The sequence below is a fragment of the Streptomyces sp. NPDC058401 genome, from assembly GCF_042722885.1.
Lineage (GTDB): Bacteria > Actinomycetota > Actinomycetes > Streptomycetales > Streptomycetaceae > Streptomyces.
Map to the genome: position 1 here is coordinate 1 of NZ_JBHXKA010000067.1, position 20705 is coordinate 20705.

At 70.3% G+C, this 20705-nt stretch carries 18 protein-coding genes and 3 pseudogenes; 9 read left to right on the plus strand and 12 right to left on the minus strand.

The window, feature by feature from the left end:
• Window positions 1-628, plus strand: a pseudogene (locus ACFWNV_RS23660) (hypothetical protein); the annotation flags it as partial.
• A gap of 82 nt (window positions 629-710) precedes the next feature.
• Window positions 711-1422: pseudogene (locus ACFWNV_RS23665) on the plus strand (IS5 family transposase).
• A gap of 13 nt (window positions 1423-1435) precedes the next feature.
• Here the strand turns inward: ACFWNV_RS23665 and ACFWNV_RS23670 are convergent.
• The gene (locus tag ACFWNV_RS23670; protein WP_383950439.1) at window positions 1436-1912 is read right to left on the minus strand and encodes a hypothetical protein; all 477 of its coding nucleotides are present in this window, start codon (window positions 1910-1912) and stop codon (window positions 1436-1438) included.
• Between the two features lie 89 nt (window positions 1913-2001).
• Window positions 2002-3240 (minus strand): IS701 family transposase, encoded by a 1239-nt coding sequence (locus ACFWNV_RS23675; RefSeq protein ID WP_383950534.1) that lies wholly within the window; start codon window positions 3238-3240, stop codon window positions 2002-2004.
• 148 nt (window positions 3241-3388) lie between these two features.
• Between ACFWNV_RS23675 and ACFWNV_RS23680 the strand changes: the two genes are divergently transcribed.
• Window positions 3389-3937: a hypothetical protein gene (locus tag ACFWNV_RS23680; RefSeq protein WP_383950442.1), complete on the plus strand. Its 549-nt coding sequence runs from the start codon at window positions 3389-3391 to the stop codon at window positions 3935-3937.
• Window positions 3938-3973: 36 nt separating this feature from the next.
• On the opposite strand, the gene ACFWNV_RS23685 is transcribed toward ACFWNV_RS23680, so the two are convergent.
• From ACFWNV_RS23685 to ACFWNV_RS23700, 4 genes and pseudogenes are all read right to left on the minus strand, one after another.
• Window positions 3974-4141 (minus strand): DUF1330 domain-containing protein, encoded by a 168-nt coding sequence (locus tag ACFWNV_RS23685; RefSeq protein ID WP_383950537.1) that lies wholly within the window; start codon window positions 4139-4141, stop codon window positions 3974-3976.
• Window positions 4142-4205: 64 nt separating this feature from the next.
• Window positions 4206-4457: pseudogene (locus ACFWNV_RS23690) on the minus strand (hypothetical protein); the annotation flags it as partial.
• Between the two features lie 34 nt (window positions 4458-4491).
• Entirely contained in the window at window positions 4492-5988 is a 1497-nt protein-coding gene (locus tag ACFWNV_RS23695) for a pyridoxal phosphate-dependent decarboxylase family protein (RefSeq protein ID WP_383950445.1), read from the minus strand.
• On the minus strand, window positions 5978-7402 hold the full coding sequence (locus tag ACFWNV_RS23700) for an MFS transporter (RefSeq protein WP_383950448.1): 1425 nt from the start codon (window positions 7400-7402) through the stop codon (window positions 5978-5980). The genes ACFWNV_RS23695 and ACFWNV_RS23700 overlap by 11 nt, the downstream gene beginning before the upstream one ends.
• 205 nt (window positions 7403-7607) lie before the next feature.
• On the opposite strand from ACFWNV_RS23700, the gene ACFWNV_RS23705 reads away from it, so the two are divergent.
• From ACFWNV_RS23705 to ACFWNV_RS23730, 6 genes are all read left to right on the plus strand, one after another.
• Window positions 7608-8099: a hypothetical protein gene (locus ACFWNV_RS23705; RefSeq protein ID WP_383950451.1), complete on the plus strand. Its 492-nt coding sequence runs from the start codon at window positions 7608-7610 to the stop codon at window positions 8097-8099.
• A 100-nt stretch (window positions 8100-8199) separates the two neighbouring features.
• Window positions 8200-8391, plus strand: coding sequence for a hypothetical protein (locus ACFWNV_RS23710; RefSeq protein WP_383950453.1), 192 nt, complete (start codon window positions 8200-8202; stop codon window positions 8389-8391).
• Window positions 8392-8609: 218 nt separating this feature from the next.
• On the plus strand, window positions 8610-9584 hold the full coding sequence (locus ACFWNV_RS23715) for an ABC transporter substrate-binding protein (protein ID WP_383950455.1): 975 nt from the start codon (window positions 8610-8612) through the stop codon (window positions 9582-9584).
• Window positions 9585-9681: 97 nt separating this feature from the next.
• Window positions 9682-10647 (plus strand): ABC transporter permease, encoded by a 966-nt coding sequence (locus ACFWNV_RS23720; RefSeq protein WP_383950458.1) that lies wholly within the window; start codon window positions 9682-9684, stop codon window positions 10645-10647.
• Window positions 10640-11632, plus strand: a complete 993-nt coding sequence (locus ACFWNV_RS23725) for an iron chelate uptake ABC transporter family permease subunit (protein WP_383950461.1) — start codon at window positions 10640-10642, stop codon at window positions 11630-11632. Before ACFWNV_RS23720 ends, ACFWNV_RS23725 begins: the two co-directional genes overlap by 8 nt.
• Entirely contained in the window at window positions 11629-12381 is a 753-nt protein-coding gene (locus ACFWNV_RS23730) for an ABC transporter ATP-binding protein (RefSeq protein ID WP_383950462.1), read from the plus strand. The genes ACFWNV_RS23725 and ACFWNV_RS23730 overlap by 4 nt, the downstream gene beginning before the upstream one ends.
• Window positions 12382-12433: 52 nt before the next feature.
• Here ACFWNV_RS23730 and ACFWNV_RS23735 read toward each other — a convergent pair whose 3' ends face one another.
• From ACFWNV_RS23735 to ACFWNV_RS23760, 6 genes are all read right to left on the minus strand, one after another.
• A complete protein-coding gene (locus tag ACFWNV_RS23735) occupies window positions 12434-14911 on the minus strand; it encodes an MFS transporter (protein WP_383950465.1) in 2478 nt (825 codons plus the stop codon).
• Window positions 14912-15127: 216 nt separating this feature from the next.
• Window positions 15128-15628, minus strand: a complete 501-nt coding sequence (locus tag ACFWNV_RS23740) for an SRPBCC family protein (protein ID WP_383950468.1) — start codon at window positions 15626-15628, stop codon at window positions 15128-15130.
• Between the two features lie 93 nt (window positions 15629-15721).
• Window positions 15722-16645: an LLM class F420-dependent oxidoreductase gene (locus tag ACFWNV_RS23745; RefSeq protein ID WP_383950471.1), complete on the minus strand. Its 924-nt coding sequence runs from the start codon at window positions 16643-16645 to the stop codon at window positions 15722-15724.
• A 180-nt stretch (window positions 16646-16825) separates the two neighbouring features.
• Window positions 16826-18364, minus strand: coding sequence for an MFS transporter (locus tag ACFWNV_RS23750; RefSeq protein ID WP_383950473.1), 1539 nt, complete (start codon window positions 18362-18364; stop codon window positions 16826-16828).
• A 199-nt stretch (window positions 18365-18563) separates the two neighbouring features.
• Window positions 18564-19238 (minus strand): ABC transporter ATP-binding protein, encoded by a 675-nt coding sequence (locus tag ACFWNV_RS23755; protein WP_383950476.1) that lies wholly within the window; start codon window positions 19236-19238, stop codon window positions 18564-18566.
• A 1-nt stretch (window position 19239) separates the two neighbouring features.
• A complete protein-coding gene (locus tag ACFWNV_RS23760; RefSeq protein ID WP_383950479.1) occupies window positions 19240-20679 on the minus strand; it encodes an ABC transporter permease in 1440 nt (479 codons plus the stop codon).
• Window positions 20680-20705 lie beyond the last annotated feature (26 nt).

The following is a 20705-nucleotide window of genomic DNA, read 5'->3' on the forward strand; positions in this document are numbered from 1 at the left end:
ACCCCACCCGGAGCACGCCACGATGCGCATACGAATCGCTTTCCAGGCCGTCCTGACCGCCGTCGGCCTGATCCTGCTGTCCCCGGCCGTGGCACACGCCCACGGCAACACCGTGAAGGTGGTGGTCACCGGGCAGCGGGAAGGCCACGTCACCGCGGACGTCACCTGGGAGAACGACGGCGACGCCGTCGAAGAGACGGTCGCCGCCACCGTGAACGCGGTCAGCGCGGACGGTGCCCGCACGCTGGGACCCTGGCAGCTGGTGCGCGATCCCGCGGCGGCGCCGGCCGGCTGGACCACGGCCGAGTCCCTGCCGCCCGGTGCCTGGAAGATCAGCGTGGACGTGGGCTTCCCCGCCCTCGGGCACGGCGAACTCGAAGTCGGCGTACCGGTGGTGGATCCGGCTCCGACCACCGGCGGCCCCCGCCCCGCGGAGCCGTCGTCCGCACCGACCGGAACGCAGGCCCAGACCCCGACGCCGACCCCGACAGCTGCGAAGGCTTCCGAGACTCCGGCGGAACCAGCCACGGGTGCGGCCGTCTGGTGGACGACGGCGGCAGTGGCGGCAACGGCTCTGGCCGGGGCGGGCGTCGGCATCATCCTGCGCCGCAGACGGGCGCGCGACTAAGGCCTGTCTCTCGACCGCGCACGGCCTGGAGCGTGTCCGATGGGTCGCGTGACTCCGCCTCCGGTGGATCGTTGCGGTCAACGTGGGACGGGGTGATCTCTCGGATGAGGAATGGGCTCGGCTGGAACCTCATTTGCCGAGAGCGTTGGTCGGGGTGGGCGGAGGCAGTGTCACCGAGGGTGATCAACGGGGTCCTCTTTCGGCAGCGGACCGGTCTGCCGTGGCGGGACCTGCCGTCCCGTTTCGGGAGGTGGAAGACCGTTCACGACCGTCACCGCAGGTGGTCAGCGGACGGCACGTGGGAGAAGGTCCTGCGCGCCGTCCAGGCTGACGCGGACGCTGAGGGTCGGATCGACTCGAGCATGGTGAGCGTGGACTCCACCTCCTGCCGGGCTCATCAGCACGCGGCTGGAGCCCAGTCCCGCCCGCCAAAAGTTACCGGCAGAAGAAGCACTCCCTTCCGTCACCAGGGAGACGAGGCCCTGGGCCGTTCAAGAGGCGGACTGACCTGCAAGATCCATTTGGTGGGTGAGGGCGGGCTTCGCCCACTCGCCTTCGTCATCACGCCCGGTCAATGGGGCGACGCCCCGCAGCTGATCCCCGTGTTGGAACAGATCTCGGTTCCGCGGCCCGCGGGCGGACACCCGCGTACTCGACCCGATCACCTTGGGGGCGACAAAGCCTATTCATCGCGCCGCAACGAAGTGGAGCGGACGATCAACCCACCAAAGATCTTCCGTGCAGTTCACGGAACGGTCACCGTCGCCTCGATACGGCTCTGGCTGCGCACGTGAGCCTCGCTCGCCGCTACTCCAGCATGCGTTCCGCATCATCCGGAACCCAGGGAAAGGGAACGTCAGGCCACCGTGTGGCGGCCCATGCGTCGAGATCAACAGCGAGAACGGCATCCACGAAGGACTGCGGCGGCCGGTAGCCGTGGGCGGTGACATAGTGCGTGATCAGGAACGGAGCGGCATAAGCAACGCCGGGCCGGCCCGGAATCCGTACCTCGCCGTTTCCTTCCGAAGCCTCATCCGCAGGACACAGGTCGCACGCGTGCACCCCGAGGCAGACGTTCATCCACTGGACCTCCTGAACAGCCCTCAGCTTCTCCACGAACACCGTGGGGACCGTCCCCGTCGAGTACGGCTTGCCGGCCTCCAGCCAACCGATGTTCAGGCGGGTGTACGCCGGGCGGTACCAGCACGCGTAGACGCCCGAATCCCTGTCCGTGAACGCATCCTCGTCCTGGTAGTCGTACTCGCTGAGATCTTCGTAGAACACCCACACATCATCGCCTCACCGCTTCGCTTACGCCCAAGCGACTTCACGACCCATCGGACACGACCTAGTACTCCAGCTGTAGATAACGATCATGCTTTGCCCGCGGCTTGACGGCTGTAGTGGCTGGCCCGAGAACGGGCTTGATGACGACGCCGCCAGTGGGACCAGCGGAGCCAGTGGTCGGCCGCGTGAACAGGTCGGCCGACCAAGGCGATGAAGAGCCGCTGGATTTCGTTGCAGGTCAGCGGGATCAGGTCGTCGGGGCCGGGGCGGAGACGGTGCTCGTGTGCGCGGACGACGGCCAGGAAGGCGTGGGCGAGCATGGCGAGGGTGACCCAGCGGGACCAGGACGTGTAGCGGCGGAGCTGGTGCTCGTCCAGTCCGGCCAGACCTTTTCCGGACTGGAACGTCTCTTCGACCCGCCAGCGGGATCCCGCGACCCGCACCAAGGTTGTCAGGGGTACCGGCTTGGGTGAGTAGCAGCGGTAGTAGGCGAGTTCGCCGGTGGTTCGGTTGCGGCGGATCAGCAGGTGGCGGTGGCCTGGCGCAGTGCTGGGCAGGTCGATGTGGGCCCAGTCGTAAAAGCGGTGTCCTTTGGCTCCGGCTCCGGCGGACAGCTTTTGCCAGGCTCGCTTGGGGAGCTTCTTGGCCAAGTTGTCCGCGCGGAACTTACCCGCCCCGGTGGTGACCTCGTGGGTGCGGGCCACTGCGAGCACGTATCCGGTGACGCGGTCTTCCAGGGCGGCGCGCAGGGTGGGGTTGCCGCCGTAGACCTCGTCTCCGGCTAGCCAGGGTGCATGGTGGCCGGAGTCCAGGAATCGCGTGATCATGCGGGTGGCCAGTTCGGGTTTGGTGGCGAACGTGGTGTACGGGTCGAGTCCGGCGGCCCGGCAGCGGTCGGGCAGGTCGGTCCACGAGCGCGGGATGTAGAGCTCTCGATCCAGTGCGGCGTGTCCGTGCCGGCCTGCGTAGGCGAGGTAGACGGCGACTTGGGAGTTTTCGATTCTCCCCGCGGTGCCGGTGTATTGGCGCTGTACGCCGACGGTGTGGATGCCCTTCTTCACGTCGCCGGTCTCGTCGACCACGAGCACTGCCTGGTCGTCGTGCAGGTGCTCGACCACGTAGTCGCGCAGGTCGTCACGGACGGCGTCGGCGTCCCACTTGGCGCGGCTCAGCAGGTGCTGCATGGCGTCCGGAGTGGCCTCCCCGGCCCATTCGACGATGGTCCAGCAGTTCTTCCGCGGCAGGTCCGCGAGCAGTCCCAGCACCAGATTCCGTATTCGGCGTCGGGGTTCGACCCGTGCGAACCGGCCTGCGATGCGGTCCATCAGGCCCTCGAACGCTTCCTGCCAGCGGGCAGCGTCTACGCTGTGACCTGCGGCCACCGCGTGATCGTTTGTCTTCACACACCGATGATCAACGGTGGCCGCACCTGTCAGAGCCAGCAGGGCGGAAAGGCTCGTAGAAGGAGTCGCAGTGCTGGGGTTGTTGGGCTTCTACGACGAACTGGACGACCGCTCCGGGCAGCCGAGCGGATCGATCCGCGACGCCGTCGGGTCCGTCGGCGAGCCGGACGAGGCGGACGTGGTGGCCTACCTCGACGCCGGCCACGTCCTGATCGACGTCATGGAAGCCGGACACGACGTCATCACCGGCAGCACCCACCGGCACTCTCAGGGATGCTCCTCCCTGGTGACCGACGGCACCTGGTTGTGGCGCCAGGACTTCCCGCACTACCTGGAAGCCCACCACGTTGCGCTGCCCGGGATGTTCCTCGAACACGTCCGCAGCCTGAACTGCCAGATGCCCACCATCGCCGTCGCGCAGTTCGCTCCGCACTACGACGAGACCATGCCCCTGGTCGGATGGGCCTCGGCTGTCCCATGGCGATCGACGGCGACCACGCTCGTGCCTGAACTACGAGTAGTGACCAGCAAAGCCCAGTTCGACGCGACGATGCTGGACCAGGACCGGAACCGGCCACACGGCAGCTGGGGCAAGCGGCGCAAGCCACGGAAAGCGTAGGCACCGGCAGCCCAACAGCGATCTACAGCTGGAGTACTAGTTCGCTTGGCCGGCTTCGGCTTGCAGCTTGCGGGCTCGTTCGGCCGGGTGGTATTCCGGCCCGACACCTTCGATCAGCAGGAGGTCGCCTTCGATGTGGTCGGTGCGCAGGTGCACGATGGCCTGGTAGGGCGGAGAGTCGTACCAGGCGCGGGCTTCGGCCAGGCCGGGGAAACTCGATCAGGACCATGCTGCCGGGCCAACCGCCTTCTACGACTTCGGCCGGCGGACCGTGGATGACGAACCGGCCCGCGAAGGGGTCGAGGGTCGCCTGGATGCGCTCCAGGTACTCGACGGTGTCGGAGTGATTGCGGCGGCTGCGGAGATGGGCGAAGCCGTAAGCGGGCACCACGGGGCTCCTTTGTTCCGGGGTGGGGGATGACCGCGAACGTAGCTGTGGGCGGTTGGGCTGTGCGATTACCCCGGAGGTAATTGCCGCAAGGTCGAGGAAGGAGCATGGCGGGCGCCGGTGTCGGGCCACCGGCAGCTGGTAGCCGGCAGCCGGCAATCGTCGGTCAGATGTGGAAGACCGATCCCACGAACTCCGCCAGGAGGCGTTCCTTCAGTGGTCCCGGCAGTGCGTCCAGCAGCATGAGGACGGGAGCCGTCCGGGCGGGCAGTTTCCCGTCGCCGCCGAGGCCCGCGAAGGCCAGGACGGCGGCGATCTCGTCGGGCCCGAGAGTGTCCGGGTCGAGTCCGACGGCCAGCTCGACGAGACCCGGGTCCACGGTCACCGGCGGGAGCGCGCGGGCCGCCGCGAGGGCGGTGGCGAGGTCCGTGAGCAGGGCGTCCACCTGGCCGACGGTGGCCGGGGTCAGGGTGAGGTGCAGGTTCGGCGGCAGACCGTCGAAGGAGAGCTGGGGCTGCAGGTACCAGCCGCGCTCCCGCATCTCGTCGGCGAGGTGCAGCAGGAGGCTGAGGTCGGGTGCCGCCGCCTCGGACTCCGGTCCGTCGCCCTCGGGGGCTGCGGCCGTGAACGCCACCAGCCCGGCGGCCGGTTCGCCCAGGACGCGCAGCCCGTCGATCCCGCGCAGCCCCGCGAGCAGCCGGTCCGATGCCTCGGCCACCCGGGCGGCCAACGCGGTGTAGCCCTCCTCGCCGACGTACTGGAGCACCGCCCATGCCTGGGCGAGCAGGCCGCCGGACTTCGTGCCCTGGACCGTCGGGTTGACCACCGGGTAGCCGGGCCAGCCCGCGTGGGCGAAGTACTGGTAGCGGCGCAGCTCGGCGTCCCGGTACAGGACGACGGAGGCGCCCTTGTCCGCGTACCCGTACTTGTGCAGGTCCACGGAGAGCGAGGTGACCCCGGGCACGGACAGGTCGAACGGCGGGACCTCGCGTCCGGCCCGCCGCAGGTAAGGCAGCAGCCAGCCGCCGATGCAGGCGTCGACGTGGCAGAGCACGCCGCGCCGGGCGGCGGCCGCGGCGATCTCGGGCACCGGGTCGATCACCCCGTGGGCGTACGAGGGCGTAGAGGCGACCACGAGCGCCGTGCGGTCCGTGAGGGCGGCGGCCATCGCGTCGGCGTCGGCGCGGAAGGTGACCGGATCGACGGGGACGACGACGGTCTCCAGGCCCAGGTAGTGGGCGGCCTTGTGGAAGGCGGCGTGCGCGGTGGACGGGAGCACGAGCTGCGGCGCGGTGATCCCGTGCACGGCCCGCGCGTGGTCCCGTGCGGTCTTCACCGCGAGCAGGATGCTCTCCGTCCCGCCGCTGGTGAAGGTGCCCTGGGCGCCCGGCGCGCCGAGGACCGACGCGACGGCGCCCACCAGGTCGTTCTCCAGTCGGGCCACGCTCGGGAAGACGGTCGGGTCGAGCCCGTTGACGGTGGCATACGCGGTGTACGCGGCGGCGGCCAGCTCGTCGAGGCCGTCGAGGCCGGCGTCGTAGACGTAGGCGAAGGTCCGGCCGCCCCGGGTGGGCGCGTCGGCCTCCCGCAGGGAGCGCAGTTCGGCGAGTACGTCGTCCGGTGTGCGGCCGCCCGGCAGGGCGCGGGTGGGTTCAGTCGACACGGGTGTTGTTCTCTTCCTGCCGGGGCGGTTCGGACGGTACGGGTGCGGCTACGGGTGCGGGGTCGTGCGCGGTGGCCTCGGCGGGCTCCTCGCGGTACCGGTGCAGCAGCCACAGGCTGGCGGCGGTGAGGACGGCGGGGAGCACGCTCATGCCCGCCGTGATGCCGGTGAGGGCCGCCTCGGGCTGGGCGACCCGGTGGTCCGCGTCGGAGGAGCGGAACCCGGTGACTGTGAGGACCAGGGCGAAGACGCCCGCGCCGAGCGCGAACGCGAGGGTCTCGGCGGCCGTCCACAGCCCGGTGAACGTCGCGGCACGGCGCTTGCCGGTGCGGGCCGCGTCCGCGGCGAGGGTGCCCGCCAGCATGGTCAGGGGGAGCAGCTGCAGTCCGGCGTAGGCCACTCCGACGACCGCGACCGCGGCGTAGCCGAGACCGGGTCCGACCGTCGGGGTGAGGGCGAGGAGCAGGGCGCCGGCGAGGAACAGCAGGGAGGCCGCCCACTGGGCGTTCTTCACGCCCCACCGTCGGGACAGTCCGCTCCACAGCGGCATGAAGAGGACGAGGGGGCCGATGAGGCAGGCGAAGAGCGGGGTGACGGCGGTGGGCGAACCGAGGGTGTACGTGGCGAAGTACTGCACACCGGCGAGCATCACGCCGACGGCGAGGGCCTGGAGCGTCCACATACCGGCGAGGTGGAGGAACGGCCGGTGGGAGCGGGCGGTCGCCAACTGGGCGCGCAGCGAGGGCTCCGACTCGCTGCGGGCGGCCCGCGGTGCCCAGCGGGTGGTGAACCAGGCGCCGAACATGCCGAAGGCCAGCAGCACGGCGACGGCGGCCCCCATCAGCCGGTAGCTCGCCGGACTGCCCCCGTCGGCCTGCGCGAGGGCCGGGGCGAGCGCTCCGGACAGCAGGATCGCGACGCCCAGGAAGCCCACGCGCCAGCCGAGGATCCGGCCGCGTTCGACGGGGTCCTCGGTCATCTCGGCGGGCATCGTCACGTACGGCACCTGGAAGACGGCGTACGCGGTGGCGGCCAGCAGGAAGACCACGGCCACGTATCCGGCGGCGGCCGCACCGCGCAGCGGGGGCGCCGCGAACAGCAGGACGAACAGTGGGGGGAGGGTGCAGGCACCGGCGAGCAGGAAGGGGCGGCGAGGGCCGCCGCGCAGCCGGCTGCGGTCGGACACCACGCCGACCAGGGGGTTGATCAGGACGTCCCACGCCTTGGGCAGGAAGACCGCCGCCCCGGCGACGGCCGCCGGGACCGCGAGGATGTTGGTCAGGTAGTAGAGCAGGATCAGCCCCGGCACGGTGGCGAACGTGCCGGTGCACAGGGAGCCGAGCCCGTACCCGATCCGCACGCGACGCGGCAGGGGCGGGGCCGGTGCGCGGTGGGCACGGAGGTCTGCTGGCATGCGCAGATCATCAGCGAGCGGACCTGGGGGTGGCAAGGGGTGAGTATGACAGTGGCATGAACTCCACTTGCGGACCCGACCCGCGCGGTGAAGCGGTGCTCGGCGCTGATGGAGCGGAGTGGGCGATAGGGCCCGGGCGGCGGGGTGTGCCCCCGCAGCAGGGCAAGGGCCCGCTCGTACCGGGCGGCAGGATGTACGGATGGCGATGAGCGAGACTGAACTGCTGGCCCTCCTGAAGGAACTCGACGACCCGGAACGGCTTCAACGGCCGCTGCACTACGACCGCGCCGCGACCGGCCTCGCGTTCAGTGGGCTGGTGCGCCGGCTCGAAGCGGACTTCGGGGCCCCTTGCGAGTCCGAGCGGGACACCCAGGACTCCAGCGAGTACGGGCGCGTCCACGTGCCCGCGGACGCGACGGTCTGCGGGACGCGGATCGTCGTCTGCGTGAGCAAGTTCGGCTACCTCGCCGAGGTCTGCGCCGACAATCCGGGGGCGTTCCTCGGCACGGACGAGGCCCGGGAGGAGGGGGCGCTGGACCCCGCCGACCTCGCCACCGTGGAGCGGGCGCTGGCCGAACTGGGCTACGTGAGCGTGCCCGAGGAGCTGCTGGAGAGCGACTACGAGGGCCCCAGCGCTCTGGAGCCTTTCGCGGCGCGGCCCAGCTGGTGGACGCGGTTCTTCGGCACGGTCTGGTGATCTCCGCGCCCGGCGGGGACCCTCGGCCTTGGCCGCATCCCGTCCGGTACGGCGTGCGAGGGCAGGGTGACCAGCGAGCCGGTCCGGCGTTGTTCCCGGCATGGACGAGACCACGGAACTCCTGGACGTACTGCTCGACGGGGTGACCGAGCCGCGCCTGAAGCTCATCAGCGCGGACGAGGCACGGGCGTTGATGGTGCTCCTCGGGCTGCTCGAAGACACCGAGCCGCCCGAGGATCTGCGCCGGGCGGTCGTCGAAATGAGGGTGCGGATCGGATCCCGCCTCGGCTGACTCCACGGCCATCCGGCGCGGCCGGCCGTTCCGGTACTTCAGGACACCGCCTGACGGATCGTCCGCAGGACTTAGGCCCTGTCCTCGTCAGGCCTTGGGCTCGTCCTCCTCACCGCTCGCCCCGGACGGCACTGCCGGTCCACAGGTCAACGTTAGGGTTACCTAAGTTCCAGGGCGATCCCCCGTCCTGACCTGTGATTCTGAGGAGTTGGGCACCCTTGCGTTCCCTGCGGCTGCGTAAAACGGCGATCACCACGGCTGCGGTCACGGCCTCCGTACTCGTACTAGGCGCCTGCTCCGGCACCGGTAGCGGCGGAGAGGCAGCCGGCCAGAGCCGTACCGTCGAGACGGCCGACGGCGCGATGGACGTTCCGTTCAAGCCGGTCCGCGTCGCCGCCCTGGACAACACTTCCTTCGCGACCCTGCGGGCCTTCGGCGTGACCCCGGTCGCCGTGCCGAAGTCCCTGCTCCCCAAGACCGGTTTCGAGGACTGGGCCAAGGACGGGAAGGTCGCCGACGCGGGCGGTCACCGCGAGCCGCTCTTCGAGGCCGTCAACGAGGCCGAGCCGGACCTGATCATCGGGGGCTACCGCTTCGCGGAGCACACCGGCAAGCTCAACAAGATCGCCAAGACCATCGACGTCTCCCCCGACGACGAGGCCGAGGGCGGCTACGTGGCCTCCCTGAAGAAGCAGACCCGCACCCTGGGCGCCATCTTCGGCCAGGAGGGGAAGGCGGAGGAACTCGTCGCCGCCCTCGACGCGTCCGCGGAGGCCGCCGGCCGGGCCACCAACGGCGAGAGCGTGTTCCTCGGCGTCGCCAGCGCCGGAAAGATCGACAACGGCGCGAGCCGCATCGGCCGCCTGATGGCCCCGCTCGACCTGAAGAACGTGCTCGACCCCGCCGGCCAGGACAGCACCTCGGTGCACAACAACTCCGGCCTGGCCCCCGAGACCATCGCTCAGCTCAACCCCGACTGGATGATCCTCTTCGACCGCGACGCCGCCGTGGGCAAGGGCGACACCACCCCGGCCAAGACGCTCGTCGACGGCCAGCAGGCCTGGGCGAAGACCACCTTCCGGACCAAGGACCAGATCGTGCACCTGGCCCCCGATTTCTACGTCACGGAGGGCATCCAGGCCTACACCGAGGCCTTCGGCCAGGTCGCCCAGGCCTTCACCGCCAAGAGCTGACCCCACAGCCGCCCGCGCCGGAGCCACGCACATGCCCCCACCCGTGTCCACGCCCGTGTCCCCACCCGTGTCCCCGCCCACGCCCGCCCCCAGGCGCATGCGCAAGAGCCTCCCGCTCCTGGCCGCCGCCTGCGGGACCGCTGCCCTCGTCGTCACCTCCCTGTTCGTCGGCGGGTACGACATCTCCCTGCGCACCCTGCTCGAAGACCCGGACGCGCGGGACATGTTCCTCATCTCGCGCGTCCCCCGGACCCTCGCCCTGGTCCTCTCGGCCGCCGCGATGGGAGTCAGCGGCGTCATCATGCAGATGCTCGTGCAGAACCGTTTCGTGGAGCCGACCACCACCGGGGCGAGCGAGTGGGCGGCCCTCGGCATCCTGCTGCTCGCGCTGTTCGCCCCCGCCGCGCCCGTCCTCGTACGGATGGGCGCGGCCAGTGCCTTCGCCTTCGCCGGGACCATGGCCTTCCTCGGGGTGCTGCGCCGGGTCTGGCTGCGCTCCTCGGTGGTGGTCCCGCTGGTCGGCATCATGCTGGGCTCGGTGGTCAGCGCGCTCACCCTGTACCTGGCCTCCGGCGCCGACCTGTTGCAGATGCTGACCACCTGGCGCTCCGGCGGGTTCAGCGGCATCGTGCGCGGCCAGTACGAACCCCTGTGGGTCGTCGGCCTGATCGTGGCGGGCCTCTATCTGGCCGCCGACCGGTTCACCATCGCCGGACTCGGCAAGGACGTCGCCACCAACCTCGGCCTGCGCCACGAACGGATCCTGCTCATCGGGGTGTCGATGGTGGCCCTGGCGACCGGGGTCACCACCATCGTCGTCGGGTTCGTCCCCTTCCTGGGCCTGGTCGTCCCCAACCTCGTCTCCCTCCTGCGCGGCGACGACGTACGGGCCAACCTGCCCTGGGTGGTGATCGGCAGCGTCGCGCTCATGACCCTGTGCGACCTGATCGGGCGCGTGGTGGTCTTCCCGCTGGAGATCCCGGCCTCGGTGATCCTCGGCGCGGTCGGCGCCACCCTCTTCATCGGCATGATCCTGCGACAGCGGCGGACCCTCCATGGCTGAGCTCTCGTTCCTTCCGGTCCCTACGGGGCTGCGCGCGCCCGCCCCGCGCACCCGGGTCCTGATCGCGGCCGGGCTGCTGGTGCCCGCCGTCGCCGCCTTCCTCTTCCTCTTCGTCCGCGGCTCCTTCGCCTTCGCCTTCGAGCGGCGGCTCACGCTGCTCGGGGCGATGGCCGTGGCGGCGTTCTGCCAGGCCGTCGGGACGGTGCTGTTCCAGACCGTGACCCGGAACCGGCTGCTGACGCCGTCGATCATGGGCTTCGAGTCCGTCTACACCCTGATGCAGACCCTGACGGTGTTCGTGTTCGGCGGCAGCGTGCTCGCCGCCACCGACGGGCTGCCCAAACTCCTCGCCCAGACCGGCCTGATGGTCTGCTTCTCCACGCTCCTCTTCCGCTCCCTGTTCGCCGGGCGCCTCGGCAACCTGCACGTCATGCTGCTCGTCGGGGTCTGCCTGGGGCTCGCCTTCGCCAGCCTGTCGACCTTCCTCCAGCGGCTGCTGTCCCCGTCCCAGTACGACGTGCTCTCCGCCCGGCTGTTCGGCCGGCTCAGCGCCGCCGACCCGACCCATCTGCCGCTCGCGCTCGGCGTGTGCGCGGTGATCGGAGTCCTCGTGTGGCGTCGCCACCGCCGCCTTGACGTCCTGCTGCTGGGCCGGGACACCGCCACCGGGCTCGGGATCCCGTACAAGGCGGAGCTGACCGGGTCCCTGGTGCTGGTCTCGGTGCTGCTCGCACTGTCCACCGCGCTGGTCGGCCCGATGACCTTCTTCGGTTTCGTCGTCGCCACGCTCGCGTACCAACTCGCGGGCACGCACCGGCACGCGGTCGTCCTGCCGCTGGCCTTCCTGATGGGCCTGCTGACCCTGGTGACCGGCCAGTTCGTGATGGAGCACGTCTTCTACGCGTCCGGAATGCTCACCGTGGTCATCGAGTTCCTCGGCGGCATCCTCTTCCTCGCCCACCTGCTCCGAAAGGGATCCCTGTGATCGAGTTCCGCGACGTCCGCAAGGAGTACCAGGGCAGGACCGTGCTCGGACCCGTGTCGGGGACCATCGCGGCCGGCGGGGTGACCTCGCTGGTCGGCCCGAACGGGGCGGGGAAGTCCACGCTGCTCACCGTGCTCGGCCGGATCTGCGAGCCGACGGCCGGAACGGTGACGGTCGACGGGATCGACGTGCACACCGCCAAGTCCCAGGACGTGGCACGGATCCTGTCCGTGCTGCGCCAGGAGAACCACTTCACGGCCCGGGTCACCGTCCGCGAGCTCGTCGGCTTCGGCCGCTTCCCGCACAGCCGGGGCCGGACCACCCCCCGCGACACCGCCCTCGTGGAGCAGGCCCTGGAGTTCCTGGAGCTCGGCGAGCTGAGCCACCGCTACCTCGACCAGCTCTCGGGCGGGCAGCGCCAGCGGGCGTACGTGGCCATGGTGCTGGCCCAGGACACGGACTACATCCTGCTCGACGAGCCGCTGAACAACCTCGACATGAAGCATTCGGTGCGCATGATGCGGCAGTTGCGGCAGGCCGCCGACGAACTCGGCAAGACGATCGTGCTCATCGTCCACGACATCAACTTCGCGGCCGCCTACTCCGACCGCATCATCGCCCTGCGCGAAGGCCGGATCGCAGCCTCCGGGAGCGCGGCGGAACTCATGCGCGACGAGGTGCTGACCGGCATCTTCGACACCCCGGTCCGGGTCCACCGGATCGAGGACCGGGCGATCGCCGTGTACTGACGGCACGATCCCCCAGGCCCCGACCAGTGTGAGGACGGCGAGCAGCAGGCCGTCAGTCCTCGTGTCCGAGCCGTACGTCCCGCTCGGTGCGCGCGCCGCCCGCGACTTGCAGGACCGTCGCCACGGGCGGATAGCCCGCCGCGATGACCGTGTACTCGCCCGAGGGCAGGTCGATGAAGCGGAAGGTCCCGTCCGAACCGGTGGTCAGGGTGTCCACCACGTTGCCGGCCGAGTCGAGCAGGGTGACCCTGGCGTCCTCGACCGGCCTCCCCGCGGCGGCGCGCACCGTGCCGCGCAGGACCGCGCCGCCGGCGAGCTCCACGTCCTGGCGGGTCTCGCGGGAGGCCTGCACGCTCACCGGCAGTGCGGCCGGCCTGAACGCCGGTGCGCTCGCGGCAAGCGTGTACTCCCCCGCCACCAGGTCCGGGATGACGTACATGCCTTCCGGGTCGGTCCGGGTGGAGGAGACCACCTCGCCCCGGACGTCGGTGAGGGTGACGGCCGCGTCGCGGACCGGGGTGCCGTCGGCCGTGACGACGGCGCCGGCGAGCCGTCCGGCGCCGCCGAGCACCACGTCGAGCTCGACCGGCCGCTCGCCCACGGTCACGCTGACGGCCTGCGGCTGATGGCCGCCGGCCGCCGCGATCAGGACGTACGAACCGGGGCCGCGCACGCTCAGTGCGAAGCGTCCGTCGGCTCCGCCGGCGCTCCGGCCGACTTGACGGCCGCTCACGTCGATCAGGGTCAGGGCGGCGCCGGGGACCGTGCTGCCGTCGGGGTGCCGGACCGTTCCGCAGACGGGCAGTCCGCCGGGCTCGGAGGCGGAGGTCGAGGTCCGTGCTGCCGGTACCTCGCCGGGGAGCGGCTGCGGGAGGGCCTCGGAGAGCAGCGGATCGGCTGCGGGAGCGTTGTGGGACACCAGCGGTTTCTCCTTGAGGAAGCAGGCGATGAGCAGGCCGAGGGCGAGCACCGGCACGAGGTAGAGGAAGATCCGCGGCATCGCTTCGGCGTAGGCCGCGATGTACGCGTCCCTGATGGCCGGCGGCAGGGAGTGCACCAGCTGCGGGGTGATGGCGGAGGGGTCGGGGAGCCCGGCGCCGGCGGGCAGCCGGTCGGCGAGGGCATCGGCAAGCCGGCCGGCGAAGACCGTGCCGAAGACGGCGGCGCCGATGCTGCCGCCCATCTGCCGGAAGTAGTTGTTGGCGCTGGTGGCGGTGCCGAGGTCGGTGGGCCGCACCGAGTTCTGCACGGCGAGGACCAGCACCGGCAGCACGAGCCCGATGCCGACGCCGAGGACGGCCATCCACACGCTGTACGCGAGCTGGGTCGTGCCGGTCTCCAGCCGGGACAGCAGCCACATGCCGAGGGTGGACAGTGCCCCGCCGAGGACCGGGTAGACCTTGTACCGGCCGGTCCTGCTGATCAGTTGGCCGGAGACGATGGAGGCGACGACGACCCCGCCCATCATCGGCAGCATGAGCAGCCCGGACTCGGTGGCGGTGGCGCCCTCGACCATCTGGAGGTAGGTCGGCAGGTAACTGGCGGCGCCGAACAGCGCGATGCCGACGACGGCCCCGACCAGAGCGGTGACCGTGAACACCGGGTCGCGGAACAACCGCAGCGGAATGATCGGTTCGGCCGCGTGGTGCTCGGCGACCACGAAGAGCAGGGACGTTCCGGCAGCGCCGACGGCGAGACCCAGGATCATCCGGGAGTCCCAGGCGTACTCGGTGCCGCCCCAACTGGTCAGCAGCACCAGGCAGGTCGAGGCCGCGGCGAGGAGCACGGCGCCGATCACGTCGAGGCGGGGCCGGACCCTGGGCTTGGGGAGTTTCAGCACGACGGCGATGACAGCCATGGTGATGAGCCCGAACGGGACGTTGATGTAGAAGCACCAGCGCCACGACGCATGGTCGGTGAAGAATCCGCCGAGCAGCGGTCCGGCGACGGAAGCGAGGCCGAAGGCCGCGCCGATCAGCCCCATGAAGCGGCCGCGCTGCCGGGGCGGCACGATGTCCGCGATGATCGCCTGCACACCGATCATGAGGCCGCCGGCGCCGATCCCCTGGACCGCGCGGAAGGCGATGAGCTCGTTCATGGTGCGCGACCAGCCCGCCAGCGCGGAACCGATGACGAAGACCACGATGGCGAACTGGAAGACGCTCTTGCGGCCGAAGAGGTCACCGAGCTTGCCGTAGAGCGGCAGCCCGATGGTGGAGGTGAGCAGATAGGCCGTGATGGCCCACGACATCCGGTCCAGGCCCTGGAGTTCCCCGACGATCTTCGGCAGCGCCGTGGCGACGATCATCTGTTCCAGCGCGGCGAGCAGCAGCGCCAGCATCAGCCCCACGAACACCAGCCGGATCCGGCGCGGGCTGAACTCCGCGGGCGCCGCACCCACTTCGGCGGAGGGCGGCGGCCCGCTCGCGATGTCCCGGCCTTCCGGCTCGGGACGGCTCGTCTTCTCGAAGCGGACCGGAGCCGGCCGCGGAGCGGCCTGCTCGTCCGTCACCAGAGTGATACCGCCCACGTACTGCTCCCCTCGTTGCCTCAGGCAATCGCGCCTGCGCCGCCCTTTTCTCGCATTCGGCAACAGCCTGAGCAAACGCGCGGATTGACGTCGCAGACGTGCCCGACGGGCATACGAGCCGGTCGGAAGGGGTGCGTTGAGGAATCGGCCGGTACGGAGAACCACCCGAACCGGTGAGGGGCGGGCGGGCCCGTGATCAACCGGGAGCCCGGCGGTTCAGCCGGTTTCCAGGGCCTTCTTGAGGTTGCGCAGGGTCGTGCCGATGTTCCTGCGCTGGAAGTCGGCGAAGACGCTTCCGCCCGTCGCGACCCGGTCGAAGGCGTTCGCCACGAAGTCCGGCCACGAGCGGCGGTCGTCGGTCCACGTCTCGGTCACCCGGGTCCCTTCCGGTACGGGCTCGAAGCGGTACTCCCACGTGGCGATGGGCCCCGGCAGCCGCGGCCGCGTGACACCGATGGCATGCACCCGGAACCGGAACAGCCGGTCCTGCTCGAGCGCCGTCACGGTGCACCGGGTGGTCCAGCGGAAGGCACCGCGTTTGTTGCGGCCGTCGAAGACCATCCCGACCTTCGACTCACGGGCGCCGCCGTGTACGGTGGCGCCGAGGTTCTCCGGGCTCCACTCCCCCATCCGGGCGGGATCGGACACGCGCCGGTAGACCTCCGCGGGACGGGCACGGACGACGATGCTGTCGGACACCGTCAGCGTACGAGGCATGGTTCCCCCTTCACAGGGCCGGGCGCGGCCGCTCCGGCTGGACCCGAGACTACCCCGCGGTAACTTCATGGTCGGGCCCGTCCCCGGGGAAGGTCAGTTCGCCAGTTCTCCCAGGAGGGCCCAGGTGCGCAGCCGGTCGGCCTCTCCGGCGAGGTCGGTTCCCGAGAACACCACTTCGGTGGCCCCGGCATCCCGGTAGCGCCGGACCTCGGCAGCCACCGTCTTCTCGTCGCCGATGACGGCCACATCGGCTGCCCGTCGGCCGCCGGACAGTTCCACGATCCTGGCGTAGGAGGGAATCTGTTCGTAGAAGGCGAGCTGTTCGGTGGCCTTCTCCCGAACGGATTCCACGTCGTCGGTGACCACGCCGTGGACGAGGGCCACGATGCGGGGTGCGGGCCGCCCTGCGGCCTCGGCCGCCGCGGTGACGGCCGGGACGATGTGCTCGGCCAGGGCGCGCGGACCGGCGAGGTAGGGCAGTACGCCGTCGGCCAGCTCTCCGGTGACGCGCAGGGCCTGCGGTCCCATCGCGGCAACGAGCAGCGGTACCGGGATCTCGGCTCCCGGTACGCGCGCCGGGATCGGCGTGGTGGCGGTGAGCAGCTCGCCGCGGAAGTCCGCCGTGCCGGTCTCGGTGAGCGGGCGCAGGGCGGTGAGGAACTCCCGCAGTCGGGCGACGGGACGCTCGAAGGGGATGCCGAAGCCGCCTTCGGTCAGCAGCTTCGTGCCGAGGGCCAGTCCCAGGTGGTAGCGGCCGTGCGTGGCGGCCTGCGCCGTCTGGGCCTGGCTGGAGACGATCAGCGGGTGGCGGCCGAACACGGGGATGGCGGACGTGCCGACCTGCAGGGCCGGTACCTCCCGCCCGACGATGGCGGCGAGCTGCGGGGAGTCGGCCCCGAAGGTCTGCCCGAACCAGGCCGAGCGCAGCCCCGCCTGCGCGGCCTGTTCGGCGAGCCGCACGGTGGCGTCGATCTGGTTCTCGGGGCCGGTCGTGTGAAGAACTACTCCGATGGTCATGCCGGCATCAACGGCCTTCGGCCGGGCGCCGATTCCGCTCCAGTATTGCGGTCTCTTGTCGGTCGTGTGTCTTCGAGCCGCAGGTAGTACTCGTTGCTGATGCCGGCCTGTCCGGGTGTGAAGCCGTCGTCGCCGCTGCCGAGACCATGGTGGAGAAGGGCCTGATCTCCCAGTGGACGGTCACATGTGGACGGCCGGGGCCGCGGTTTCGTCCACCGGGTGGATCCGCGGCGCACCGCGCCGGTAGAGGGCCACCGTGATCAGGGCTCCCAGGACGAAGAACGCGGCCGACCACCAGTACGCGGTGGAATAGCTTTCCAGTTGTGCCTGCGCCTGCGCGCCGGGAGTCGGCTTCCTGCCCACCAGGTAGCTGGTGGCCGCACTGGTGGCGAGCGTGTTCAGCAGCGCGGTGCCGATCGAACCGCCCACCTGCTGACTGGTGTTGACCATGGCCGAGGCCACACCCGCGTCGTGCGGGGCCACGCCGTAGGTCGCCAGGCTCATGCCCGGCGCGAAGACGAGACCCAGGCCGAGGCCCATCAGCATCAGCGGGAACAGCACGTGCGGGACGTAGGTGCTCGTCAGGTCGAGCTGTGTCATCCAGACCATGGCGCCGGCCGCGAGGAGCATGCCGGTGGGGACGATCGGCTTGGCGCCGAAGCGAGGGACCAGGTTGTTGGTCGTGACCACCGAGACGACGACCATCACGGCGACCATCGGAAGGAAGGCGCAGCCGGTTTTCACGGGCGAGTAGTGGAGGGACTGCTGGAGGTAGTACGTCAGGAACAGGAAGACCCCGAACATTCCGGCGCCCGAGATGAACATGGCCGCGAAGGAAGCGCCGCGGTCCCGGTCCAGGACGACCCTCAGCGGGAGCAGTGGATGCGCGGCTCGTGTCTGCCGCCACACGAACGCGGCCATGAGTACGGCGCCGACCACCAGGAAGCCCCATGTCTGGGCCGAACTCCAGGCGTGCGTCTCGGCGTTGGAGAAGCCGTAGACGATGCAGAAGAGCCCGGCGGAGACCAGGATCGTGCCCGGCACATCGAGCTTGGGCCGGTCGGCGGGGGCTCCGGGCTGCAGGAGGCGGACCGCGCCGACGAAGGCGACCACGGCGATGATGAGGTTGACGTAGAGGCACCAGCGCCAGTCGAGGTACTCGGTCAGCAGCCCGCCCAGCAGGAGCCCCACCGCGCCGCCGGCGCCGGCGATCGCGCCGTAGATCCCGAAGGCCTTCGCCCGTTCCCTGGGGTCGGTGAAGGTGGTGGTGAGGAGCGACAGCGCGGCCGGTGCGAGGAGCGCGCCGAACACGCCCTGGAGTGCGCGTGCGGAGACCAGCATGCCGAAGCTGGTGGCGGCGCCGCCGAGTGCCGAGGCCAGCGCGAAGCCGACGAGTCCGATGAGGAAGACCTTCTTGCGGCCGATCAGGTCCGCGATCCGGCCGCCGAGCAGCAGCAGGGAGCCGAAGGCGAGTGCGTACGCGGTGACGATCCACTGCCGGTTGCCGTCGCTGAAGCCGAGGTCGGCCTGGGCGGAGGGCAGCGCGATGTTCACGATGGTGGCGTCGAGCACCACCATGAGCTGCGCGAGCCCGATGACGCCCAGCACCCACCACCGGTGGGAGGGATGATCGACGTCGGGTCCGCGTCTGCCCCTCGGCTCCGGGGAGCGAGGTGCGCCGGGTTCGGTCAGCGATACGGGCTCTCCGGGTGTACCCATACGGATCACGCTAAGCGGAGTGATCCGTTCCTGCCATGTGGAGCAATCGCACGCCCTACGTCGTGCGGGGAGCCCGCAAACGTGCTGCGGGCCACCGGCCCCAGCCGTGGGTGGAGAGCTGGGGCCGGGACCTTCAAGACAGACCTGGGCGCGGGGGCGGAGGGACGGGCCGGAAGGCCGGACCCCGGCGGGCCCCCGCTCACACGCTGATGAGTTTGCCCCGCTTCAGCTGCAGCACCTCGTCGCAGGAGCCGGCGACCTCGCGCGAGTGGGTCACCACGATCACGCATTTGCCCTCGTCGTGGGCCAGCTTGCGGAACACCTCGATGATTCCGGCCGCCGTATCGTGGTCGAGGCTGCCGGTCGGTTCGTCGGCGCAGAGGATGTCGACCTCGCAGGCCAGGGCCCGGGCGATGGCGACCCGCTGCTGCTGGCCGCCGGAGAGCTGGAGCGTGCGGCGGTTCTGGTCCGCCTTGTCGATGCCGAGGAGGTCGAGGAGCTCGACGGCGCGCCGCTTCCGGTTGACGCCCTTGACCCCGGTGATCTCCATGGCCGAGGTGATGTTCTGCACGGCGGTCATGTAGGTGAGCAGGTTCAGCGACTGGAAGACCGTGGCGACATGGCGGTTGCGGTAGCGCCCGAGGCCCAGCCGGGCGACGTCCTGGCCCTGGAAGCGGATGCTGCCCGTGGTGGGCGAGTCCAGCCCGCTGGCGAGGGACAGGAGGGTGGTCTTGCCGCTGCCGGAGGGGCCGACCACGGCGTACATCCGGCCCGCTTCGAAAGCGTAGTCGATGCCCTTGAGGACGGTGCGCCGCCGGTTTCCGCTCTGGTAGGCGCGGCTGAGGCCGCTGAGTTCGAGGATCGGGGTGGCCACGTCAGTCGCCCTTCGTGAGGATGTCGCGCGGATTGAGGCGCAGTACACGGGCGCCGGGGATCAGGGTGGCCAGGACGGCGATGCCGAGTCCGGTGGCGCCGATCTTGCCTATGTCGGCGGGGCCGAGCCGGATGTCCATCGAGTCGATGGGCTCGATCTTCGGTTCGTCGTTGTTGCTCGGGCCGCCGTTGACGTTGGAGGGGTCGGGCTTGTTGGCCTCGTTCGCGGCCTGTTCGTTGGCGGAGGAGACCTCGCCGGAGAGCAGTTGGTTGCCTATGGCCTGGGAGAGGAACTGGCTGCCCGCGGCGGCGAAGCCGATGGCCAGGACCGCGCAGACGATCACCTCGACCAGGTGCTGGCCGAGCAGTTTGGGCTTCTTCTCGCCGAGGGAGAGCAGGATGCCCATCTCCTTGCGGCGCTCGCGCAGGTTGGAGGCGATGATCAGGGCGAGGATGACCGTGCCGGCGACGGCCACGAGCCAGACCGTGATGGAGGCGAAGTCGGCCGTCTTGCCGATCGGGCCGACGAGGGTCTTGTACTGCTTGTCGTTGATCGTCAGCGGGAAGATCTTGAGGTCGGCTCCGGCCGCCTTCGCGTCCTCCTTCAGCTTGTCCATGTCGCCGGGGTCGCGCAGGGTGAAGGTGGCCTGCTTGAGGACGCCTCCGTCGGCGGCCGGCTCCTTGCCGTCCAGGCGGGTCGCGCCGTCCGGGCTGACGTAGATCTGGTTCGAGGGGGCCATCATCGGCGGGACGTACGTGCGGGGGTCGGGGACGCCGTTGGTGTAGATGCCGCCGACCGTGAAGTCCATCTCCTTGGTGCCGAGCCGGCCGTCCGGGTTCTGGATGTTGGCGTTGAGCTTGACCTTGTCTCCGACCTTGAGGTTGTTGTCCTTGGCCACGCGCTCCTCGATGACCACGATGTCGTTCTTCGTGTCCGGCTTGATGCCGGAACCGGCGATGATCTTCGAGTCGCCGTTGCGGAAGGCGGAGACCGCGTCCAGGTCCCGGACGCCGTCCGCCTTGAAGAAGTCCGCGCCGCCTGAGTCCTGGCCGGCCGGCTTCGGGACCGGCTGGTGGAGCTTGACCTGGTCCGTGGGGGCCGCGCCGCCGTCCTTCGAGTAGTTGCACTGCGCCACCACCGAGGACTTGCAGATCTTGTCCACCAGTCCGCGGCTCAGGTCGCCCTCGGCGCCGATCATGCCGCCCTGCCCGCCGGAGGGCTTCTGCGACTTCCCGGAGTTGATCAGGGCGTTGAGGTCCAGCTGCATCGTGGCCACGGCGCCCACGCTGTTCTTCGCCGATTCGGCGGCGCGTGCCGCGGCCGACTGGATCAGGAACCCCGACAGGACCAGGGTGCAGATGACGAAGAAGAGCCCGACCAGCATCACCGTCTTGCCCAGATGGCCCCGTAGCCGCCACCAGGCTCGCTTGAACAGATTCATGGCCGCCACGCTACGAAGGCGGGTTT

Bases quoted from the DNA above. Each gene is read 5' to 3' on its own strand.
- ACFWNV_RS23675 (WP_383950534.1), bottom strand. From the start codon at position 3,240: ATGGACCGCATCGCAGGCCGGTTCGCACGGGTCGAACCCCGACGCCGA.
- ACFWNV_RS23700 (WP_383950448.1), bottom strand. From the start codon at position 7,402: ATGCCAGCAGACCTCCGTGCCCACCGCGCACCGGCCCCGCCCCTGCCG.
- ACFWNV_RS23705 (WP_383950451.1), top strand. From the start codon at position 7,608: ATGAGCGAGACTGAACTGCTGGCCCTCCTGAAGGAACTCGACGACCCG.
- ACFWNV_RS23710 (WP_383950453.1), top strand. From the start codon at position 8,200: ATGGACGAGACCACGGAACTCCTGGACGTACTGCTCGACGGGGTGACC.
- ACFWNV_RS23720 (WP_383950458.1), top strand. From the start codon at position 9,682: ATGCGCAAGAGCCTCCCGCTCCTGGCCGCCGCCTGCGGGACCGCTGCC.
- ACFWNV_RS23725 (WP_383950461.1), top strand. From the start codon at position 10,640: ATGGCTGAGCTCTCGTTCCTTCCGGTCCCTACGGGGCTGCGCGCGCCC.
- ACFWNV_RS23740 (WP_383950468.1), bottom strand. From the start codon at position 15,628: ATGCCTCGTACGCTGACGGTGTCCGACAGCATCGTCGTCCGTGCCCGT.
- ACFWNV_RS23745 (WP_383950471.1), bottom strand. From the start codon at position 16,645: ATGACCATCGGAGTAGTTCTTCACACGACCGGCCCCGAGAACCAGATC.
- ACFWNV_RS23750 (WP_383950473.1), bottom strand. From the start codon at position 18,364: ATGGGTACACCCGGAGAGCCCGTATCGCTGACCGAACCCGGCGCACCT.
- ACFWNV_RS23760 (WP_383950479.1), bottom strand. From the start codon at position 20,679: ATGAATCTGTTCAAGCGAGCCTGGTGGCGGCTACGGGGCCATCTGGGC.